Origin of the sequence: Pseudomonas sp. Root329, from assembly GCF_001424925.1 — a bacterium.
Taxonomy (GTDB): domain Bacteria; phylum Pseudomonadota; class Gammaproteobacteria; order Pseudomonadales; family Pseudomonadaceae; genus Aquipseudomonas; species Aquipseudomonas arabinosi.
Genome location: NZ_LMCV01000026.1, coordinates 1 through 20,530, shown reverse-complemented (window position 1 = coordinate 20,530; position 20,530 = coordinate 1). Strand labels below are relative to the sequence as shown.

Annotated in this window: 14 protein-coding genes; 6 read left to right on the top strand and 8 right to left on the bottom strand. The window is 60.5% G+C overall.

The features are described 5' to 3' along the window. Nucleotides 1-28 precede the first annotated feature (28 nt). Together ASC74_RS19930 and ASC74_RS19925 are read left to right on the top strand one after the other, a co-directional pair. Entirely contained in the window at nucleotides 29-1,426 is a 1,398-nt protein-coding gene (locus ASC74_RS19930) for an MFS transporter (RefSeq protein WP_033059461.1), read from the top strand. Between the two features lie 9 nt (nucleotides 1,427-1,435). After that, on the top strand, nucleotides 1,436-1,963 hold the full coding sequence (locus tag ASC74_RS19925) for a single-stranded DNA-binding protein (RefSeq protein WP_056743429.1): 528 nt from the start codon (nucleotides 1,436-1,438) through the stop codon (nucleotides 1,961-1,963). A 65-nt stretch (nucleotides 1,964-2,028) separates the two neighbouring features. On the opposite strand, the gene ASC74_RS19920 is transcribed toward ASC74_RS19925, so the two are convergent. Together ASC74_RS19920 and ASC74_RS19915 are read right to left on the bottom strand one after the other, a co-directional pair. Beyond that, nucleotides 2,029-4,233, bottom strand: coding sequence for an OsmC domain/YcaO domain-containing protein (locus ASC74_RS19920; protein WP_056743427.1), 2,205 nt, complete (start codon nucleotides 4,231-4,233; stop codon nucleotides 2,029-2,031). 153 nt (nucleotides 4,234-4,386) lie between these two features. After that, nucleotides 4,387-4,941 carry a cysteine hydrolase family protein gene (locus ASC74_RS19915; RefSeq protein ID WP_056743425.1) on the bottom strand — a complete coding sequence of 185 codons (555 nt, stop codon included), beginning with the start codon at nucleotides 4,939-4,941 and terminating at the stop codon, nucleotides 4,387-4,389. A gap of 101 nt (nucleotides 4,942-5,042) precedes the next feature. On the opposite strand from ASC74_RS19915, the gene ASC74_RS19910 reads away from it, so the two are divergent. The 3 genes from ASC74_RS19910 to ASC74_RS19900 all read left to right on the top strand — a co-directional run bounded on the left by ASC74_RS19910 (nucleotide 5,043) and on the right by ASC74_RS19900 (nucleotide 8,101). Further along, nucleotides 5,043-6,035: a GlxA family transcriptional regulator gene (locus tag ASC74_RS19910; protein ID WP_056743423.1), complete on the top strand. Its 993-nt coding sequence runs from the start codon at nucleotides 5,043-5,045 to the stop codon at nucleotides 6,033-6,035. Nucleotides 6,036-6,243: 208 nt separating this feature from the next. Then, the gene (locus tag ASC74_RS19905; RefSeq protein WP_056743421.1) at nucleotides 6,244-7,353 is read left to right on the top strand and encodes a DUF3182 family protein; all 1,110 of its coding nucleotides are present in this window, start codon (nucleotides 6,244-6,246) and stop codon (nucleotides 7,351-7,353) included. Further along, nucleotides 7,343-8,101 (top strand): alpha/beta hydrolase family protein, encoded by a 759-nt coding sequence (locus ASC74_RS19900; RefSeq protein WP_046047333.1) that lies wholly within the window; start codon nucleotides 7,343-7,345, stop codon nucleotides 8,099-8,101. The genes ASC74_RS19905 and ASC74_RS19900 overlap by 11 nt, the downstream gene beginning before the upstream one ends. Before the next feature lie 90 nt (nucleotides 8,102-8,191). Here ASC74_RS19900 and ASC74_RS19895 read toward each other — a convergent pair whose 3' ends face one another. From ASC74_RS19895 to ASC74_RS19875, 5 genes are all read right to left on the bottom strand, one after another. Beyond that, nucleotides 8,192-9,181 carry a lysylphosphatidylglycerol synthase domain-containing protein gene (locus ASC74_RS19895; protein ID WP_056743419.1) on the bottom strand — a complete coding sequence of 330 codons (990 nt, stop codon included), beginning with the start codon at nucleotides 9,179-9,181 and terminating at the stop codon, nucleotides 8,192-8,194. Then, the gene (gene clsB / locus ASC74_RS19890) at nucleotides 9,181-10,464 is read right to left on the bottom strand and encodes a cardiolipin synthase ClsB (protein WP_056743417.1); all 1,284 of its coding nucleotides are present in this window, start codon (nucleotides 10,462-10,464) and stop codon (nucleotides 9,181-9,183) included. The genes ASC74_RS19895 and clsB overlap by 1 nt, the downstream gene beginning before the upstream one ends. Then, complete coding sequence (locus ASC74_RS19885) at nucleotides 10,461-11,258, bottom strand: endonuclease/exonuclease/phosphatase family protein (protein ID WP_046047336.1); 798 nt, start codon at nucleotides 11,256-11,258, stop codon at nucleotides 10,461-10,463. Before ASC74_RS19885 ends, clsB begins: the two co-directional genes overlap by 4 nt. Next, nucleotides 11,255-12,181 carry a DUF72 domain-containing protein gene (locus ASC74_RS19880; protein WP_056743415.1) on the bottom strand — a complete coding sequence of 309 codons (927 nt, stop codon included), beginning with the start codon at nucleotides 12,179-12,181 and terminating at the stop codon, nucleotides 11,255-11,257. Before ASC74_RS19880 ends, ASC74_RS19885 begins: the two co-directional genes overlap by 4 nt. 227 nt (nucleotides 12,182-12,408) lie before the next feature. Further along, nucleotides 12,409-13,620 carry an MFS transporter gene (locus tag ASC74_RS19875; RefSeq protein ID WP_056743413.1) on the bottom strand — a complete coding sequence of 404 codons (1,212 nt, stop codon included), beginning with the start codon at nucleotides 13,618-13,620 and terminating at the stop codon, nucleotides 12,409-12,411. A 242-nt stretch (nucleotides 13,621-13,862) separates the two neighbouring features. Here ASC74_RS19875 and ASC74_RS19870 point away from each other — a divergent pair, with 242 nt between their 5' ends. Continuing rightward, nucleotides 13,863-15,992 (top strand): mechanosensitive ion channel family protein, encoded by a 2,130-nt coding sequence (locus ASC74_RS19870; RefSeq protein WP_056743412.1) that lies wholly within the window; start codon nucleotides 13,863-13,865, stop codon nucleotides 15,990-15,992. A gap of 50 nt (nucleotides 15,993-16,042) precedes the next feature. Here the strand turns inward: ASC74_RS19870 and ASC74_RS19865 are convergent, their stop codons facing one another. Next, nucleotides 16,043-20,359, bottom strand: coding sequence for a DEAD/DEAH box helicase (locus ASC74_RS19865; RefSeq protein ID WP_056743410.1), 4,317 nt, complete (start codon nucleotides 20,357-20,359; stop codon nucleotides 16,043-16,045). Between the last annotated feature and the right edge of the window lie 171 nt (nucleotides 20,360-20,530).

Below are 20,530 nucleotides of genomic sequence, written 5' to 3'. Positions count from 1 at the left end.
TCGCCGCCGGTTCACATGAGGTTTTTCCATGCACGATCCCCACAGCGAACGCATGAGTGGCAGCGAGACCCGCGCAGCAAGCGGTCTGGCCCTGGTGTTCGCCTTCCGTATGCTTGGCATGTTCATGGTGTTGCCGGTACTGGCGACCTATGGGATGGATCTGGCAGGAGCGACCCCGGCCCTTATCGGGCTGGCGATTGGCGCTTACGGCCTGACCCAGGCGATCTTTCAAATTCCCTTCGGCTTTATTTCCGACCGGATCGGTCGTCGTCCGGTGATTTACCTGGGGCTGATCGTCTTCGCCCTCGGTAGCGTGCTGGCGGCCAATGCCGACTCGATCTGGGGCGTGATCGCCGGACGGATCCTGCAAGGCGCCGGGGCGATTTCCGCGGCGGTGATGGCGTTGCTGTCAGACTTGACCCGTGAACAGCATCGGACCAAAGCCATGGCCATGATCGGCATGACGATCGGTCTGTCGTTCGCTGTCGCGATGGTTGTAGGACCGTTGCTGACCCGCGCCTTCGGCCTGTCCGGGTTGTTCCTCGCCACGGGCGGCATGGCATTGTTCGGCATCGTGATCGTGATGTTCATGGTGCCGCGTTCGACCGGGCCGTTGCAGCACCGCGAATCCGGCGTTGCGCGCCAGGCGCTGATACCGACGCTCAAGCATCCAGACCTGCTGCGTCTGGACCTGGGTATTTTTGTGTTGCACGCGATGTTGATGTCGAGCTTCGTTGCGTTGCCTTTGGCGCTGGTCGAAAAAGCCGGGTTGCCTAAAGAGCAGCACTGGTGGGTCTACCTGACCGCGTTGCTGATTTCCTTCTTCGCCATGATCCCGTTCATTATCTACGGCGAGAAGAAACGCAAAATGAAACGAGTTTTACTCGGCGCCGTCGCGACGCTGATGCTCACTGAGCTATTCTTCTGGCAGTTCGGCGATAGCTTGCGAGCTCTGGTGATCGGGACGGTGGTGTTCTTTACCGCGTTCAACTTGCTGGAAGCTTCTCTACCATCGCTGATCAGCAAGGTTTCACCAGCAGGCGGCAAAGGCACGGCGATGGGGGTTTATTCCACCAGTCAGTTCCTCGGTTCGGCACTGGGCGGGATCCTCGGCGGCTGGTTGTTCCAGCATGGCGGTCTGTCGGTTGTGTTCCTTGGATGCGCCGGTCTGGCTGCCCTCTGGCTGGCCTTTGCTGTTACCATGCGCGAACCACCCTACGTGACGAGCCTGCGCTTGCCGTTGTCGCCCGAGGCGATCCGCGAAGCGGGTCTGGTTGAGCGCCTGAAGGCCGTCGTAGGGGTAACAGATGCGGTGATCGTTGCTGATGAAGCGGCGATTTACATCAAATTGGACACAGAACTATTGGATCGCACGACCCTTGAGCGCCTGGTGAACAACCCGGCCGAGGCAGCGTGCGTAGCCTAGGAGAACGTTATGGCCCGTGGGGTTAACAAAGTCATATTGGTCGGCACTTGCGGCCAGGATCCCGAAGTTCGCTACTTGCCTAACGGTAACGCCGTGACCAACCTGAGTCTGGCGACCAGCGAACAGTGGACCGACAAGCAAACCGGTCAGAAGGTCGAGAAGACCGAATGGCACCGTGTGTCGATGTTCGGCAAAGTTGCCGAGATCGCCGGCGAGTACCTGCGTAAAGGTTCGCAGGTCTACATCGAAGGCAAGCTGCAGACCCGCGAGTGGGAAAAAGACGGTATCAAGCGTTACACCACTGAAATCGTGGTCGACATGCAAGGCACCATGCAGCTGCTGGGCGGCCGTCCACAGCAGGGCGACCAACAAGGCGGGGGCAATAACTACCAGCAGTCCGCCCCGGCCCCACGCCAACAGGCTCCGCGTCCACAGCAGTCGGCAGCACCGCAACAGTCGCGTCCGGCTCCACAGCAGCAGGCCGCTCCGCAACCGGCTCCGGATTTCGACAGCTTTGATGACGATATCCCGTTCTAAAAAGCAGTTATCCAGTCAGTAACAAAAAAGCGAAGCCATCTGGCTTCGCTTTTTTGTTGGCGCTATTAACTGGATAACGCGGTCACATTGGCCCGTGCCGAGTGCAGTTTCTTGTAGCTATCGATCAACCGCAGGTGCCTGTCGAGCCCCTCCAGTTTCAAGCTGGTCGGCGTCAAGCCATGGAAACGCACGCTGCCGTTCACCGATCCGATCGCTGCATCCGTGCGCTCGTTGCCAAACATCCGGCGGAAATTGGCCTCGTAGTCTTCCAGTTCCAGGTCTTCGTCCAGCTTCATCTCCAGCACCACATTGACGGCCTGGTAGAACAAACCACGCTCAACCGTGTTGTCGTTGTACTGCAGGAACATTTCTACCGCCTCTTTCGCCTCTTCGTATTGCTGCAAGGCGAGATAAATCAGCAGCTTCAACTCAAGAATCGTCAGCTGACCCCACGCCGTATTGTCGTCAAATTCGATGCCGATCAGGCTGGTGATGTCGGTGTAGTCGTCCAGCTCACTTTCCACCAGGCGCTCAACCAACGCTCGCAGTTCGTCTTCGTCCAGGCGATGCAGGTTCAGGATGTCGGCACGGAAGAATAGCGCTTTGTTGGTGTTGTCCCAGATCAGATCATCCGCGGGATAGATCTCCGAATAATCCGGTACGAGGATGCGGCACGCCTTGGCGCCGATATGCTCGTAGACCGCCATGTACACTTCCTTGCCCATGCCTTCGAGAATGCCGAACAAGGTCGCGGCTTCTTCGGCATTCGAGTTTTCACCCTGGCCGGAGAAATCCCACTCCACGAATTCGTAATCGGACTTGGAGCTGAAGAAGCGCCACGACACCACGCCGCTGGAATCGATGAAGTGCTCGACGAAGTTATTCGGCTCGGTCACCGCATGGCCTTCAAACGTCGGCTGGGGCAAGTCGTTGAGGCCTTCGAAGCTGCGGCCCTGGAGCAATTCGGTCAGGCTGCGCTCCAGCGCCACTTCCAGGCTCGGGTGCGCGCCGAACGAGGCGAACACACCGCCGGTACGCGGGTTCATCAACGTGACGCACATCACCGGGAATTCACCGCCCAGGGATGCATCCTTCACCAATACGGGGAACCCTTGCTCTTCCAGCGCCTGAATACCGGCCAGTATCCCGGGGTACTTCGCCAGCACATCGGCGGGCACATCCGGCAGTGCAAATTCACCTTCGATGATTTCGCGTTTTACCGCACGCTCGAAGATCTCCGACAGGCATTGCACCTGGGCTTCGGCCAGCGTGTTGCCGGCACTCATGCCGTTGCTCAGGAACAGGTTTTCAATCAGGTTGGACGGGAAATACACCACTTCGCCGTCCGACTGGCGCACGTATGGCAGCGAGCAGATGCCGCGCTCTTCATTGCCCGAGTTGGTGTCGATCAGGTGGGAGCCACGCAACTCGCCGTCGCGGTTGTAAATCTTCAGGCAGTACGCGTCGAGGATTTCGGCCGGCAGTTCATCTTTACGGCCAGGCTTGAACCAGCGTTCGTCCGGGTAATGCACAAACGGCGCGTTGGCGATCTCTTCGCCCCAGAACTGATCGTTGTAGAAGAAGTTGCAGTTGAGTCGCTCGATAAACTCGCCCAACGCCGACGCCAGCGCGCCTTCCTTGGTTACGCCCTTGCCGTTGGTAAAACACATCGGCGAGTGCGCATCGCGGATATGCAGCGACCACACGTTGGGAACGATATTGCGCCACGAGGCGATTTCAATCTTCATGCCCAGGTCCGCCAGAATGGCCGACATGTTGGCGATGGTCTGCTCCAGCGGCAGATCCTTGCCCGCGATATAGGTGTGCGCCTCTGAATTAGACGCAGGCATCAGCAACGCCTGGGCATCGGCGTCGAGGTTTTCCACTTCTTCGATCACAAACTCAGGCCCGGCTTGCACCACTTTTTTCACGGTGCAACGGTCGATGGAACGCAGGATGCCCTGGCGGTCCTTGTCGGAGATGTCCGCTGGTAGCTCGACCTGGATCTTGAAAATCTGGTTGTAGCGGTTTTCCGGATCAACAATGTTGTTCTGCGACAGGCGGATGTTTTCGGTGGGAATACTGCGAGTGTCGCAGTACAGCTTCACGAAATAAGCCGCACACAACGCCGACGAAGCCAGGAAGTAGTCGAACGGACCCGGTGCCGAGCCATCGCCCTTGTAGCGGATAGGTTGATCGGCCACCACCGTGAAGTCGTCGAACTTGGCTTCAAGTCGAAGGTTGTCGAGAAAGTTGACCTTGATTTCCATGGGGGATTACCAGAATAACGGCTAGACGATTTGGCCGCCATTATCCGGCTTTTCGGCCGTAAGTCTCAGAAAAAAGGCCAGTCATGTGCGCACGCGACTGGCCTTCTTTGTTTCGGGAGCGTCAGATTGCAGCACCCGAGGCAGAAGCGTTGGTCAGTGATGCGCCGCCAGGAACTCGTCAGTGGACACCACGCTTGCATAGGCGAAGCCCAGGGCCGACATGAAGGCGGCATGAACGTAGGCTGCCGGAACGGTGACGCCGTTGAACTCCAGATCACGGGTAGCGCAGGCGTCGTGAATCACGGTAACGCTGTAGCCAAAGTCCGCGGCGGCGCGGGTGATGCCATCGACACACATGTGGCTCATGCTGCCGACGACCACGAGCTCCTTGATGCCTTGTTCGTCGAGGATCGATTTCAGTTGTGTTTCACGGAACGAGTTGACGAAATGCTTGAGCACCACAGGCTCATCGGCGCGATTCAGGACTTTGGGGTGCAGCTTCGCGCCTTCCGAACCCGGGGTGAAGAAAGGGGCTTCGTCGGAGGTGAATTCGTGGCGGATGTGCACCACCGAATCACCGGCATCGCGGAAGGCTTTGAGCAGACGAACGGCATTGTCCGCCGCGGCATCGGCGCCGACCAGCGGCCACTTGCCTTGGGGGAAGTAGTCGTTTTGGATATCGACTACGATGAGTGCTTGCTTGGCCATGACTGTTTCCTCGAAGTGCTTGTTGGTGTGGAATGAAGTATTGGGTCTGGCAGGCCGTCCGAGGATTGGCCGCACCGACAATAGAAGGGGGAAAACTGACAATGGACGCAGAAAGGGCAATCGCCGAGTTGGGCGTGCTGATCTATCCCGGTGCGCAGATGGCGGCGGTGCATGGATTGACGGACTTGTTCGGGGTGGCGAACCGGATTGCTGCCGAGCATCAGGCGGCGCAGTTGCCATTGTTGCGGGTCAGCCATTGGCAGGTTGATAGCGATCAGGCGCCCGAGCGGGTCTACGACAGTTATCCCGCTGCGGACGGTGCGTTGGTGGCGGTGTTGATCCCGCCGTCGATTGCCGGTTTTTCCGAAGGCCAGGCACCGCAGGCGCTGTTTCGCTGGCTGCGTCAGCAACACGCCAATGGCGCGACACTCGGCGGGGTTTGCGTGGGGTCGATTCTGTTGGCCGAGAGCGGCCTGCTCGACGGCCGTAGCGCCACTACTCACTGGACCTCGGCCAAAGCCTTCGCCGAGCGTTATCCGGCGATCAAGCTCAAGGCCGACACTCCCATCGTTGACGACGGCGACCTGATTACGACCGCCGGGCTGATGGCCTGGTCCGAACTGGGCTTGCGCCTGGTCAATCGCCTGCTGGGGCCAAGCATCGCCACCAGTACCGCGCGATTTCTGGTGGTGGAACACAGCGACAGCGCGAGTGAATGCGGCAGCAATTTTTCACCCATTCTCAGCCATGGTGACGCCTCGATTCTCAAGGTCCAGCATTGGCTGCAAAGCACCGGAGCGACCGATGTGTCACTGCCGACGATGGCCGAGCGGGCAGGGCTGGAAGAACGCACGTTCCTGCGTCGATTTCGCGCCGCAACCGGGCTTAAACCCACCGAGTACTGCCAGCATCTGCGGGTCGGCAAGGCCCGGGAAATGCTCGAGTTCACCAACGGCACCATCGATCACATTGCCTGGACGGTGGGTTATCAGGATCCGAGTGCCTTTCGGGCGACGTTCAAGAAGATTACCGGGTTGGCGCCGAGTGATTACCGGACACGGTTTGGAGTGACACCGACTGCGGCAACCCGGTAGAAGCCTCACTCCCACATTGGGTCAGTGGAAGGCTTGAATCGTGCAAAATGCCGGAATCTTGAAGGCTGTCGTGCAGAATCAAACAGGCAGGGTGCCATCATGTTTTTCGCAACTGTCTGATTTGAAAAACGTTTGTCTTTGGCCCTCCTTGGCCTGATCTCTGCACCCCTTCAACTACATTCATCAAGCGCAGATTGAAGGGGGACGCATGACCCCAACAAACCGCAAGAAGCTGGTGGTCGCCCACTCCGTGCGGCCCGAGGCTCCGTTGCACGAAGTAGAAACCAATCGTGCGCTGGCCCGTTGGCTGGCGCAGGTCCTGGGGCTTAAATACGGCGGCAATTACGACCCGGAACTGCACAACGGTCGAGACCTGTATCTGTTGCCGACCCAGACGCTTGTGGGCGTCGCTGCCGCCCGTCAATTGGGCGTTAAGGGGCCTGAGGATTTGTGGGGCGGTTACGTCGACCATGATTTCATCTGCACCAAAGCCATCAGTCACGGGTTGCGCAACAAAAATGCCCACGCTCCGGACGGCTGGTCACCGTTGTTTTCCGAACGTGTACGCAGCGTGGTGCTCGACGGCCTCAGTGTTTTTTCCATGGACGATGCGCGTCCTGCGGCGGAGCATCTGCTCTACAGCGGCCCGATCCGCATCAAGCCTATTCATGCCTGCGCCGGACGCGGTCAGGAAGTGATCAAAAGCCTCGACCAGTTCGATGCCATCCTCGCCAGACCCGATGCCAGAACGCTGTTCACCGAAGGCGTGGTGCTGGAGCAGGACCTGGACCATGTGATCACCCACAGCGTCGGTCAGAGTTTTATCGGCGACACGGTGCTGAGTTATTGCGGTGATCAATACTTGACCGAAGACGGTCAGGGCGAGCAGGTTTATGGAGGCTCCAACCTGCTGGTAGTGCGGGGTCACTACGATGATCTGCTCGAACTGGAACTGCCGGACGATGTACGGCTAGCGATCCGGCAGGCGCAAGTGTTCGACCGTGCCGCGGATGAGGCTTATCCCGGTTTCTACGCCTCGCGGCGCAACTACGACATCGCCCAAGGCGTGGACAGTAATGGCAAACGGCGCAGCGGCGTGCTCGAGCAGTCCTGGCGGATGGGCGGTGCCAGCAGCGCCGAAGTCGCCGCCTTGCAGAGCTTCGTCAACGACCCCGGGATGCGCGCGATTCGCGTGTCGTCGGTCGAGACCTACATCGACCAGCCGCTGCCGGCGGACGCCATCGAGGTGTATCGCGGGCCCGCGCAAAACAGTGACTTTCTTCTCAAGTACGTAACGGTTAAATCCTATGACGGCTAGAAGCGAAACCATTCAAATCGACATCGACGATGAACAGATGATCGGGACCTTTCTCAGTCCAAAATCGAAAGTGCCAGGCGTGCTCTTCGTGCACGGTTGGGGCGGCAGCCAGGAGCGGGACCTGGAACGGGCCAAAGGCATTGCCGGTTTGGGTTGTGTGTGCCTGACGTTCGACTTGCGCGGGCACACCGGCGGCAGGGGTATTGCGCTGAGTCGAGTAACGCGCGAAGACAACCTGCGCGACCTGCTGGCAGCGTATGACCGCTTGCTCGCGCACCCGGCGCTCGATACATCGGCGATTGCCGTGGTCGGCACCAGTTATGGCGGTTACCTGGCCTCGATCCTGACGTCATTGCGTCCGGTGCGCTGGCTGGCGCTGCGGGTGCCGGCGCTGTATCGCGATGATCAATGGCACACACCCAAACGTGACCTGGACAAGCTCGATTTACGTGATTACCGCCGCACGCTAGTGCGCGCCGACAGCAATCGTGCGCTGCATGCCTGTTCGCAATTTACCGGGGATGTGCTGCTTGTGGAGTCCGAGACCGACGACTATGTGCCCCACTCAACCATCATGAGTTACCGCGCGGCCTGTCAGCAGACTCACTCGCTGACCCACCGGATTATCGACGGCGCCGATCACGCCTTGAGCGAGCCTGTTTCGCAACAGGCATACACCTCGATCCTGGTGGGCTGGATCACGGAAATGGTGGTGGGCGAGCGGTTGAGCATTATTCAGTCATCGTAAAAACATCGCAGCCTTCGGCAGCTCCAGGTCTACGCGATCCCCTGTAGGAGCTGTCGAGTGAAACGAGGCTGCGATCTTTTGATCTTGCTTCTAATCCCGAGGCTTTTTCGCTATTCGCAACGACTTGGCCTTGGCTTCCACGATTAGGTACATCACCAGGGTAATCAGTAGCGGCAAGATGAAATAGATCGCCCGATAGGCCAGCAATCCGGCCACCAGGCTGCCTCGGGACACTTCATGTTGCAGCAGCGCCACGAACACCGCTTCAAGCACGCCGAGCCCGGCGGGGATGTGCGTGATGACCCCGGCAATCGCGCTGATCAGCAACACCCCAAGCACCAGCGGGTAATCCAGTTTGCTCGGCAGCAAAGTGAAAATCACTGCCGCCATCAGCGACCAGTTCAGCGCCCCGAGAGCCAGTTGCAACACTGCCATGCGCAGGGACGGCAGGTCGATTTCCACCCCGCGTATCGCCCACTCCCGTCGCTTGGAGAACTGACACGCTGCCAGATACCCCGCGCTCACCAGCAGCAACAACACGCCCACACCTTGCAAGGCGTCGCTGCTCAGCTTCCAGCCTGGCGGCATTCGCACCAATCCGCTGCTGAACACCGCACCGGCAATCACCATGTAACCGAACCAGTTGGTCGCCAGGCTCAACCCGAGAATTTTCGCGATGTTGCCCTTGCTCACCCCGAGTCGCGAATACAGGCGATAACGCATGGCAATACCGCCGACCCAAGCGCTCAAATTGAGATTGAAGGCATAGCTGATAATCCCCACCGGCAAGATCTGCTTCCACGTCAGGTCCTGACGAATGTAAGTACGGCCGATCAGGTCGAAGCAGGCGTAGACCAGAAAACTCAGCAAGGTCAGAGCGGACGCGATGATCAGCGTGCGCACCTTGAAATCTGCGAGGTTGTCGAACACTTCATCCCATTCGATGCGCTGTGCAAGCATCGTGAACAGCGCGATCAGCGCCAGGAAAAATAGCATCGTCAGCGGCCGTTTCCAGCGGCTCCAGCGGGATTTGGTCGGGTTGTCGGCGTGGGTCGCCGATTGTGTATCAGAGTGGCTCATCAGGTGTCACTCCCGGCTGAATGGGAAAAGGGCTTCAGGCGCGGCTTGTGCGCCGGCAGCCAACCGGCCCAGGCCGGGAAGTGCCGCAGAAAGTGAAACACCAGAAAGCCGACGGTCATGTGCCAGACCCGCCCGCGCGGGGACTTGTCTGCGGACATGACCTTGCAATGGTTGTTACTCAGGTCTTCGAGGCGCTCGAACAGGTCGCGGTTGAAGGCGCGATCGCGGATCAACACATTGGCTTCCAGGTTCAAGGACAGGCTCAACGGGTCGAGGTTGCTCGAACCGACCGTGCTCCAATCCTCATCCACCAGCGCGACTTTGCCGTGCAGCGGACGGTCGCAATATTCGTAAATCTGCACACCGGATTTGAGCAGGTAGTCATAGGTCATGCGCGCGGCGAGTTTGGCCGCCAGCATATCGGGCTGACCTTGCAGGATCAGCCGCACATCGACGCCACGGCGCGCCGCGTTGCGGATCTCGCGCAGCAGGCGATAACCCGGAAAGAAGTAGGCATTGGCGATCACCACCCGGCGCCGGGCACTGCGCAGCACCTGTCGGTAAACCTCTTCGATGTCGGTCGGATGCTCGCCATTGTCGCGGTACACCAGGCGAACCTGGCCGTCATGATCGGTGAACGCCAGCTCCGAGCGCCTTTGCCTGCGTCGTTGCCACCAGTATTTGGCGCGAGCCGGGCGACCGCATTGCAGCAGTGCGAAGTGATGGATGTCGGCCACCGCCGGGCCTTGCACTTCAACGGAATAATCCTGCTTGGCCTCAGGGCCGAAGTCAGCCAAATGGTCGGCAGAAAAGTTGATGCCGCCGATGAATGCAATCGTGCCGTCGACCACCACGATCTTGCGGTGCAGGCGGCGGAACCAGTTGGTGCGGATGCCCAGAAGTTTGGGCGCCGGGTCGAAAATCTGGATGCGCACGCCGGCCTCGCTCAGGGCGGAGAGGTATTCCGTGCCCAGTTCACCGCAGCCAAAGCCATCGAGACTGGCGGTGATCCGCACGCCGCGTTGAGCGGCGGCGATCAGGACTTCCTGCAGCTCATCACCGACCTTGTCCTCGAACACAATGAAGGTTTCCAGCAGGATTTCAGTCTTGGCCTGACGCATGGCTTCGAACACCCGAGGGAAATAATCTTCACCATTTTCCAGCAGCTCTACGCGGTTGTTGCCTTGCCAGCCATATTCGACGTCGACCACGCCCGGCTCACGGACCGGCGGGGTTGTGGATAAGTGCTCCACATGGGTTTTTTCCATCGACGGGCTGCTCATAGCTCGATCTCCACCGATAGCGGCGCATGGTCGGAAAGGTGTGACCAGGGCCGCGCGGCCAACACTTGCGGCTGACTGGCCTTGAGGTTGCGCACGTAGATGCGGTCAAGGCGCAGCGCTGGCAAACGCGCTGGAAAACTGCGCGCCGGTTTGCCGTGGAGTTCGGCGAAAACCTCCCGTAGACCGCTGGGTTTGAGCAGCGCATCGGCACGCTGACGCCAGTCGTTGAAGTCACCGGCAACGATCACCGGGGCATCGCTCGGCAGTTCTTCGAGGCGCTGGGCCAGCAACTTGAGTTGTTCGGTCCGGTGGGTTTCGCGAAGACCCAAATGCACGCAAATGGCATGCACTTCCTGGCCGTCACCGGGCAGGCGCAGCACGCAATGCAGGATGCCGCGGTTTTCGTGACCGCTGATGGACACGTCGAGGTTGTCGTGGCGAATGATCTGGAATTTCGACAGCAGCGCATTGCCGTGATCGCCCGCCGGATAGACCGCGTTGCGCCCATAGGCGAACTGCGGCCACAGGGTGTCGGCGAGGAATTCGTATTGCGGCATCGCCGGCCAATTGCTGTAGCGCTGGGGGTGATGCTCGTGGGTGCCGTGGACTTCCTGCAAAAACACCACGTCGGCGGACACGCTGCGCACCGCTTCGCGCAATTCGGGCAGGATGAAACGCCGGTTGAGCGCGGTGAACCCCTTGTGCGTGTTGACCGTCAGCACGGTAAAGCGGCGCACGGAGGCGATGATGGGTTGCTGTTCGTCGGTGGTGCCGACCGGTTCGGAAATGCTCATGACAGCACTCCTTCGGCGGCCAGTTCACCGGGACGGGTGGCGAGGTCTTTATCCAGATGAAAGCGCTCCAGCAAGCGGCGGGCATCGAAGGGCGCGCGGACTTTGATGTCATTGTCGAAGTAGCAAAACACCTCACGGGACTTGCGCGCCTTGGGCTTTTGCCGGGGGGCGATCAGCTGCGGGTCGGGCGGTTGCTGGCCGTGGTACCAGGCCTCGATCCGGTCACCCCAGCGTTTCAGCGCCTCGGGGGTGTAACCGCTGGCATAGAGTTCTTCGGCACCGTGCAGGCGCAGGTAAACGAAGTCGCTGGTGAGGTCTTCGCGGTACGGCCATTTACCGGCGGTGTCGGCGATCACCAGCGCAGCATTGTGGCGTTTGAGCAGGCGGATGAAGGCGGGGTCGACGAAGCTCTCGTTTCTGATTTCTACGGCATGGCGCAAAGGCTTTTTGCCGTAGGCCTTCATGCTGGCGTGACCGTTCACGTGCGAATCATGCTGGCGGGCGAGGGCGGCGGCCTCTTCGGTGTTTTGGGGCAACTGCTCCAGAAAGGTCTCGAACAGCTCGGCATCGAATTTGAAATTGGGCGGGAATTGCCAGAGGATCGGGCCGAGTTTTTCTTTGAGTTCCAGCACCCCGGACGCAAAGAAATTCGCCAGGGGTTTATGGACGTCCCGCAGTCGCCTGATATGGGTGATAAAGCGCGGGGCTTTGACGCTGAAAACGAAGCCCCTCGGGGTTTCGGCGTACCACTGGGCATAACGTTCGGGCCGTTGCAGGGCGTAAAACGATCCATTGATTTCGATGCTGTTGACCGCCCGTGAGGCGAATTGCAATTCGCGCTTGTGGGTCAGCCCCGTTGGGTAGAAATTCCCCCGCCAGGGCGTGTAGCGCCAGCCTGAAATACCGATGTGGATCGCCGCCATGTCGCCTCCCGTCTAATGGTCCTCGGACTGCCCCTGTCTTTTGATGACTGCGGGGCGGGCGAGAAAGTTTCGACGGGACTACGGACGGCACACACTCGACCAAACACCACCGATCAAAATGTGGGAGCGGCGGTGCGGCGATCCGACTTGCTCGCGAAAGCGGACTATCAGTCACATCAATGCTGAATGTGCTACCGCTTTCGCGAGCAAGCCCGCTCCCACAGGGGTTAGTGTCCGGCGACCACTCGGGCCGTGCCTTCAGTCGGTTCGGCATACACCGGACCCAATCGATCCAGACGACCGCTCCACGCGGTCAGCGCCAACGCGACCAACACCACCAGCCCACCGATCCAAGCGGTGTGGATCAGCCCCATGTGAGCAACGATCAAGCCACCGCCCCACGCGCCACCGGCGATGCCAAGGTTGAACGCGGCGATGTTCAGGCCCGACGCCACGTCCACCGCATGCGGGGTGTGATGTTCGGCCTGACGCACCACATACACTTGCAGGCCCGGCACGTTGCCGAACGCAACCGCGCCCCAGACCAGTACGGTGGCCAGGGCCAGCCATGGATTGCCGGCGGTGAAGGTCAGTACGAACAACACGGCAGCGAGCAGGGCGAAGATGATTTTCAGGGCGCTGATCGGGCCGCGTTTGTCCGCCAGTTTGCCGCCCCAGATGTTACCGACGGCCACCGAGATACCGTAGACCAGCAGCACCAGGCTGACGGTGCTGGCGCTGAAGCCGGAAATGTCCTGAAGAATCGGCGCCAGGAAGGTGAACGCAATGAACGAGCCGCCGTAACCGACCGCGGTCATGGCGTACACCAGCAACAGACGTGGCTGCTTGAGCACCTGCAATTGTTGCAACAGTGAAGCCGGCTTGCTGTGGGCAATGTTTTTCGGCACGTAAAGCAGGCTGCCGATAAACGCGATCACACCCAGTGCAGACACCGCGAGGAAGGTTTCGCGCCAGCCGAAATGCTGACCAATGAACGTCCCCAGTGGCACGCCGGTGACCAGCGCCACGGTCAGGCCGGTGAACATGATGGCGATCGCGCTGGCGGCTTTTTCCTTCGGCACGAGGCTGGTGGCGATGGTCGAGCCAATCGAGAAAAACACCCCGTGGGCCAGGCCGGTGACGATCCGCGCAATGATCAGCGATTCGTAGCTTGGCGCTTTCCAGGCCAACAGGTTGCCGAGGGTGAACAGCACCATCAGCGACAACAGCAGCATTTTACGCGGGACTTTGCCGGTGAGGGCAGTCAGCACCGGGGCGCCAATGGCAACGCCCAATGCGTAGAGGCTGACCAGCAGGCCGGCGGACGGCAGGCTGACGCCGAGGTCGGCGCCGATGGTGGGTAACAGGCCAACGATGACGAATTCGGTCGTCCCGATGGCGAAGGCGCTGAGGGTCAGCGCGAGCAAGGCAATGGGCATGGCTGCAACTCCGGTGGATTGATTGATGGAGCGCAGTGTCGGGGTTTGGGGTGTGTGGAAAAATACAGGGATGGGCATTTGATATTTGCGTGTAGATCAAATATCGAAAGGGTTAAAGGTTTTTCAGCTGCAACCAGACCCTGCGTTATGGCCGCATTAGCTGGTTATCTCCCGGCCAAAACCGAACTTGCCTACACTTTTCCGATCAGTTCCTTACAGACCCTTTCGCAGGAGCGCCGCGTTTGTTCAAGTTCAAGACCGCGATACTACTGGGGGCGTTGCTGATTCTGGGCAGCAACGAGCTGGAGGCTGCCGCGCTACCGGGTGTACCAGCGGCGGCCGCCGCCACGACACCGCTGGCCCACCCCGAACCGCTGGTACAGGGTGGTTTGCTGGGTGCCATCAGTTCAAGCATTGAGGAAGTCCAGGGAAAACTCGATCTCAACGAGGACCTGCTGGACGCCTGGCGTCTGCGTGCAGACCGGGCGGCGGTTGAGGTGGATCAACTGGTCAATCATCCGTCGTCCCGCTCAAGCTGGAGCGTGGCGGGGGATTTCCTGCTGTTGTCCGGTGTGTGGATTGGCGTCTTCGCACTGCTCTGGCTGCTGGGGGGGCTGCTCACCAAACGTCTGTGCCAGAACCGCCTGCTGCTCACTCGCGAGCGCGGTCAGGCGTTACTCGGTTATGTGTTGCCCTACACGGTACCGGCGCTGGTCAGCTTGCCGCTGACCCTTTATGTCAGCCACTTTTTGCAAGTGTCCGCCGGTCGGGCGCTGGCATTGTGTTTCGCTTACGCCACCAGCAGCGGCATCTTCGCCGCGTCGTTGCTGTTGTCGCTGGTGGTGCTGTTCAACGCCGGCCACAAGCGCCGGGCGGTGCAGATTATTCGTCAGTACAGCCCACGACCGCTGTTTTTGATGGGCTTCCTCGTGGCGCTGAGCGACGCCTTGACCAGCCCGCAGATCGCCCGCCTGCTCGGCGGCAATCTCACCAGCAGCGTCGCGGTGTTCACCGGGGTGGCGGCTTCGGTCACCTTTGGCCTTTTGGTGATCAAGATGCGCCGTCCGGTCGCCCATCTGATCCGCATTTTGCCGTTGCCCCAGCGCCTCAGTCAGCCGGCCTTGCGTGAAATGCTGTGGATCTTTTCCGGGCTCTGGTACTGGCCGATTCTGTTGATGGTGCTGGTGTCGGTGATCAACCTGATCGGCATTGGCGATGACAACCAGAAAGTACTGCGCTGTGCGCTGTTTACCACGGTGTTATTGATTGCGACGGTGTTTCTCAGCACGTCGCTGCATCACTTGTTCAAGTCGCGCAGTGAGTTGGCCGTGCGCCGCAGCAGTGCCTACAAAGAGCGTTTCCTCAGCCTTTCGCACGCGTTGCTGCGGATCGCCCTGGCGATTGTGTTCATCGATGTTCTGGGGCGCATCTGGGGTGTGTCGCTGTTTGAATTTGCGGTGAGCAATTCAGTCGGCCGGGCGATCAGCGATTCCCTGAGCCGTATCGGTTTGATTTTTCTGGTGACCTGGATGGTCTGGGTGGTGTTGGACACGGCGATTCAGGAAGCCCTGAAGCCACCCGTTAGCAAACGCTCGGCGCACCAGCCCAGTACCCGAATCAAAACCATCCTGCCGCTGCTGCGCAACGCGATCAAAATCATCCTGGTGGTGATCTGCGCTATCACCACCATGGCTAATCTGGGGATCAACGTTGCTCCCTTTCTGGCCGGTGCCGGTGTCGTAGGGCTGGCCATCGGATTCGGTTCCCAGCAACTGGTGCAGGACGTGATCACCGGGTTGTTCATCATCATCGAAGACACGTTGTCGATTGGCGATTGGGTCGTACTCGACTCTGGCCACGCCGGCACTGTTGAAGGCCTGACGATCCGTACTTTGCGCCTGCGCGACGGCAAGGGGTTTGTGCACTCGGTGCCGTTCGGTCAGATCAAGGCCGTGACCAATCAATCGCGGCAATTCGCCTATGCGTTCTTTTCGGTGCAATTCACTTACGACACCGATGTCGACAAGGCTATCGAGTTGATCCGCGAGGCTGGAGATTCCATCCGCGACGATGCGTTCCTCAAGTACAACCTGCAAGGGCCGCTGGATGTGTTTGGGGTCGACAAGATGGACCTCAACGGCGTGGTGCTGACGGCACAGTTCCGCACCGTGTCGGGCGGGCAATACGCAGTGAGTCGGGCGTTCAACCAGCGTTTGAAAAAGCTTGTGGATAACAGCCCGTGGGTGCATTTCGCGCAGACTTATCCACAGCAGGTTTTGATGCCAAGGCAGGCTGTTGAACCGCTGCAAAGCGATGGACTTGCATCGGAGCATTCATCGGTGTTCCTGCCGGATCAGCCGCGCACTCAATGATTTGTGTTGGGGCTGATGGCCTCATCGCGAAGAGGCCGGTGCTGACAACATCAATGTCGGATGAGTTTGTTGTGCAGTTCGGCAGTCAATTGCTGATCCAGCTCCAGCCAAAAAAGCTGCTTGCCGGCAATCTCGGCAGCGGCCGGCAGACCATCGCGATACACCAATCGATTACTCGCCAATGCCGGCACCTTCGCTCCGGGTAAAAGCGTCCCGGCGAGGTTCAGCGGATCAACCCCGCACACGGCAATCAAACTCCCGTCATGCGGCCGTCGCCGCACCTCGCGCAGTAATGGAATGGCCTCGGGCAACGCAAACTGTTCACCGGCCAAGCCACTGACAAACCTTCCGCCGCGAATCTCGCCTCGAGCTTCCAGCCGATGGAAAGTGCGCAGCAATTCCCGCCAGCTCGGCAACCAATCCGCTTCACGTTCCAGCAAGCGCCAGAACACTACGCCGTAGCGCCGGAGCAAGGTCTTGGCGATATGTTCAAGGGTGTCGGTCGGCGTCGGTGCCGGACGTTTGTTATCCACAACCGGCGCAGGCGCCCCGCGTCGCAGCAAGGCCCAGCGCCCGGCATCGTCCATACCGCCAACAAACGCACCGCGCCCGCGTCGGCTGCTGCGATTCTGGCGTTTGCTGGCCGGGGTGATCAGCGCCCGCAGACCGGCGAAGCTGTCGGCGTTCACCAGCCCGGCGCCGACCAATTCCTGCAAGGCGATTTCCAGTTCCGAGCGCAGCAGGTGGGCTTCGTGAGTCAGCTCATCGAAAAACAGCGCGCCGTGTTGGCTCAGGGCTTCGTAGACTTTTTGCGTCTTGGGCGACAGTTCGCTGACTGGCGTCTGCTCGGTCAACCCGCTCCACAACCCGACCTGACTGCGCGGCAATAGCAGAATCGGTGTACTGCGCAGCGCCGTGCTGGCGCTCTTGTTGCGCGCGGTCAGCCGTGTCCACACCAGTTTGCCGCTGCGACAAAGGTCATCCAGCCAACTCGCTGAAAAGTCTTTTATTCGCGCCGGCAAAATATCGCTATCCCAGGCTGAAGCGGCGGCGGGGTAGCCTTCGAACTGACCGACTATCGCGGGCAATACTGCGCTGCCCTGACCCTGGGTCGCGGCGGACAGGTGCTGCCAGTCGAACAGGAAACGCATGAAATCCTGCAACGCCACGGGCTCGATTTCCCGTCGCAGGCGCTTGACGGTGTAGCGGTGAATCCGCGCCAGCAAATGCCGTTCGCACCATTCTTCTTCAGCCGTGCCAGGCGTGAATTGACCGCGCAGCACATAGCCTTCGCGTTCCAGTTGCGCCAACGCCCGGGTGACTTGAGTCGCCGCTAATCCGAGCGGTTCGGCAACCGCGTTCAGCGGCAACGGACCGAACGCGCTGAGCCGCGCACGAATCACTTCCAGCACCGCTTCGTCCGGCGCCCAGACTTCATCGAACCCGGGCAACGCCTCCAACGGTGGCTGCAAAATCGCTTGTGGATAAATCGCCCGCAGGCAGGTCAGCCGCTCCAGTGCCAACCACAGCGCTTGCCCTGCGTTGACTTGCAAGCGGCTGGCGCGACCGCTGTCGGCCAGGGCATTCAGCCAGTCGAGCCAGTCTGGATGGGCCTGGGCCTCGACGTCGGAGATGCACGCGAGGCTCATCAACGCTTCATGCATTTCATCGACGCCAGTCGGCGTTGGCCAGGCTTCCTCGCGCACGGCTTGAATCGCGTCCGCATCCAGCGCACCGAGGTCATCGGTGGACTGCGGATCGCTCCAGCGGCGGTTGAGCACCGCTTGAGTGCGGCGCTCTTCCAGCGGCGCATCGTCGAGAAAGGTGTAGGGCCGGGCACTGAGAATTTCCGCTGCCAGCGGCGAGGGCGCCGGCAGGTCACGGCTGATCAGGCGGATGTCGCCGCGTTCCATGCGCCGCAACAACGCCAGCCAGCCTTCGCTGTCCATGGCCTCGTGCAGGCAATCGTCGAGGGTTTGTTCCACCAGCGGATGGTCGGGAATTTCCCGTTCGCCGGCGAGGTTTTCCACGCAGGCAATCTGATCGGGAAACACGCTGGCAATCAGGTCTTCGCTTTTCATCCGCTGGATCTGCGGCGGGACTTTGCGCCCGCCACTGTAGCGTGGCAGCGCCAGAGCGACCCCGGCATTCCAGCGCCAACGCACACCGAACAGCGGCGCATCGAGCACGGCTTGAATCAGGGTGTGCTCGGCGCTGTTGCTGTGTAAATAGCGCCAAACGTCATCGAGTTCAAAACTGTGGCTGGTGGACAGCGACAGCACGATAGCGTCTTCGCTGGCAGCGGCCTGCAATTCGAAGTTGAAGGTGCGGCAAAAACGCTTGCGCAGGGCCAGGCCCCAGGCGCGGTTGATGCGGCTACCGAATGGCGTGTGGATGATCAATTGGGTGCCGCCGGACTCGTCGAAAAACCGCTCCATCAGCAACGTGTCTTGTGACGGCAGGGCGCCCAATGTCAGGCGCGCACGGGCCAGGTAATCGACCAATTGTTCGGCGCTGGCGAGGTTCAGACCGAGGGTGTCGGTCAGCCAGTCGATCGCGGGCTGCAAGTGACCGGGCGTGGCGCCGAGCAGCTCATCGAGTTGCGCTTGCAGGCGCGCCACGGCGAACGACAGTTCAGCGCTGCGTCCCGGCGCTTCGCCGAGCCAGAACGGAATGGTCGGCGGTTGGCCCTGCGCGTCTTCGACCCGGACCTTGCCGGTTTCGACCCGCAGAATTCGGTAGGAGGTGTTGCCCAATTGGAAGACGTCCCCGGCGATGCTTTCCACCGCAAAGTCTTCGTTGACGCTGCCGATGTTCAGCCCTTGGGGTTCGAGTAAAACGCTGTAGTCGGCGTTGTCCGGGATCGTCCCGCCGCTGGTCACGGCCGTCAGTTTTGCGCCCCGGCGCCCGCGCAGTGTGCGGGTCACGGCGTCGCGGTGCAGGTAAGCGCTGCGGATGCCCAGGCGACCGTTGTAGCCTTCGGCGAGCATCTGCAGCAGCGCTTGATAGTGTTTTTCGTCGAGTTCGCGGTAGGGCGAGGCGTTGCGGAACATCTCCAGCAGCGCCTGCTCCTGCCATTCCTGGCAACTGACCTCGGCGATAATTTGCTGGGCCAGCACGTCCAACGGTGCCTTGGGGATCAGCAAGGTGTCGAGTTCGCCGCGACGCACGCAGTCGAGCAGGGCGGCGCATTCGATCAGGTCGTCGCGGGTGGTGGCGAACAAACGGCCCTTGGGCGTGCCGCCGACCTGGTGCCCGGAGCGGCCGACCCGTTGCAGAAACCCGGCAATCGAACGCGGCGAGGCAATCTGGCAGACCAGGTCGACATCGCCGATATCGATCCCCAGTTCCAGGGACGCCGTGGCGATCAGCACCTGCAGCTCGCCGCGTTTGAGCCGCTGTTCGGCGTCGAGACGAAACTCCTTGGCCAGACTGCCGTGGTGGGCGGCCACCGCGTCCTTGCCGAGGCGTTCGCTCAAGTGACGGCTCAGGCGTTCGGCGAGGCGTCGGGTGTTGACGAAAATCAGTGTGGTGCGGTGTTCGCGGGCGAGGGCGGCGAGGCGGTCGTAGACCAGTTCCCAGATGTCGTTGGCCATCACCGCCGACAACGGCACGGGCGGCACTTCGATGTCCAGATCCCGTGGGCGGGCGTGGCCGATGTCGATGATTTCGCACGCGCGATCACGGCCCACCAGAAACTGCGAGACGGCTTCGATGGGTTTTTGCGTGGCAGACAGGCCGATCCGCATCAGCGGTTGTGCGCATAACGCTTGCAGTCGCTCGAGGCTCAGGGCCAGGTGACTGCCGCGCTTGCTGGCGGCGATCGCGTGAATTTCGTCGACGATCACCGTGCGGGCGGTACTGAGCATTTGTCGGCCGGAGTCGGAACCGAGCAGCACGTAAAGGGATTCCGGAGTGGTCACCAGAATGTGTGGGGCGGTTTTGCGCATCGCCGAGCGGTCTTTTTGCGGCGTATCGCCGGTGCGTACGGCGGTGTTGATCTGCAATTGCGGCAGGCCCATCTCGCGTAACTGTTCGGTGATGCCGGCCAGCGGGTTTTGCAGGTTGATCTGGATGTCGTTGGACAAGGCTTTTAGCGGCGAAACGTAGACCACCAGGGTTTCATCCGGCAGATGGCCGTCGTTGGCCATTGCGCGGTGGACCAGATCGTCGATGACCGCGAGGAATGCGGTGAGGGTCTTGCCGGAGCCAGTGGGTGCGGCGACCAGGGTCGAGCGGTGCTGGCGGATCAACGGCCACGCCCGGGCCTGGGCGGCGGTGACCGTCGGGAAGGTGCTGCTGAACCAGGCGCTGACGGCGGGGTGGAAGCCTGCCAGGGCGCTGTCCGTCGGGATTGGCAGATTCATGGAGCAATTTATGCGGGCGGAGGGCTGAAGATGCAAGTACCGCTCAAGACCTCTGGTGGTCTTTAGGGCCCCTTCGCGAGCAAGCCCGCTCCCACATCTATGGTTACCCCCTTTTCTGCAATACTGTTTTTGATGCGTGTTTGGCTTGCTTTCATCTATCCGGCGTCTGAG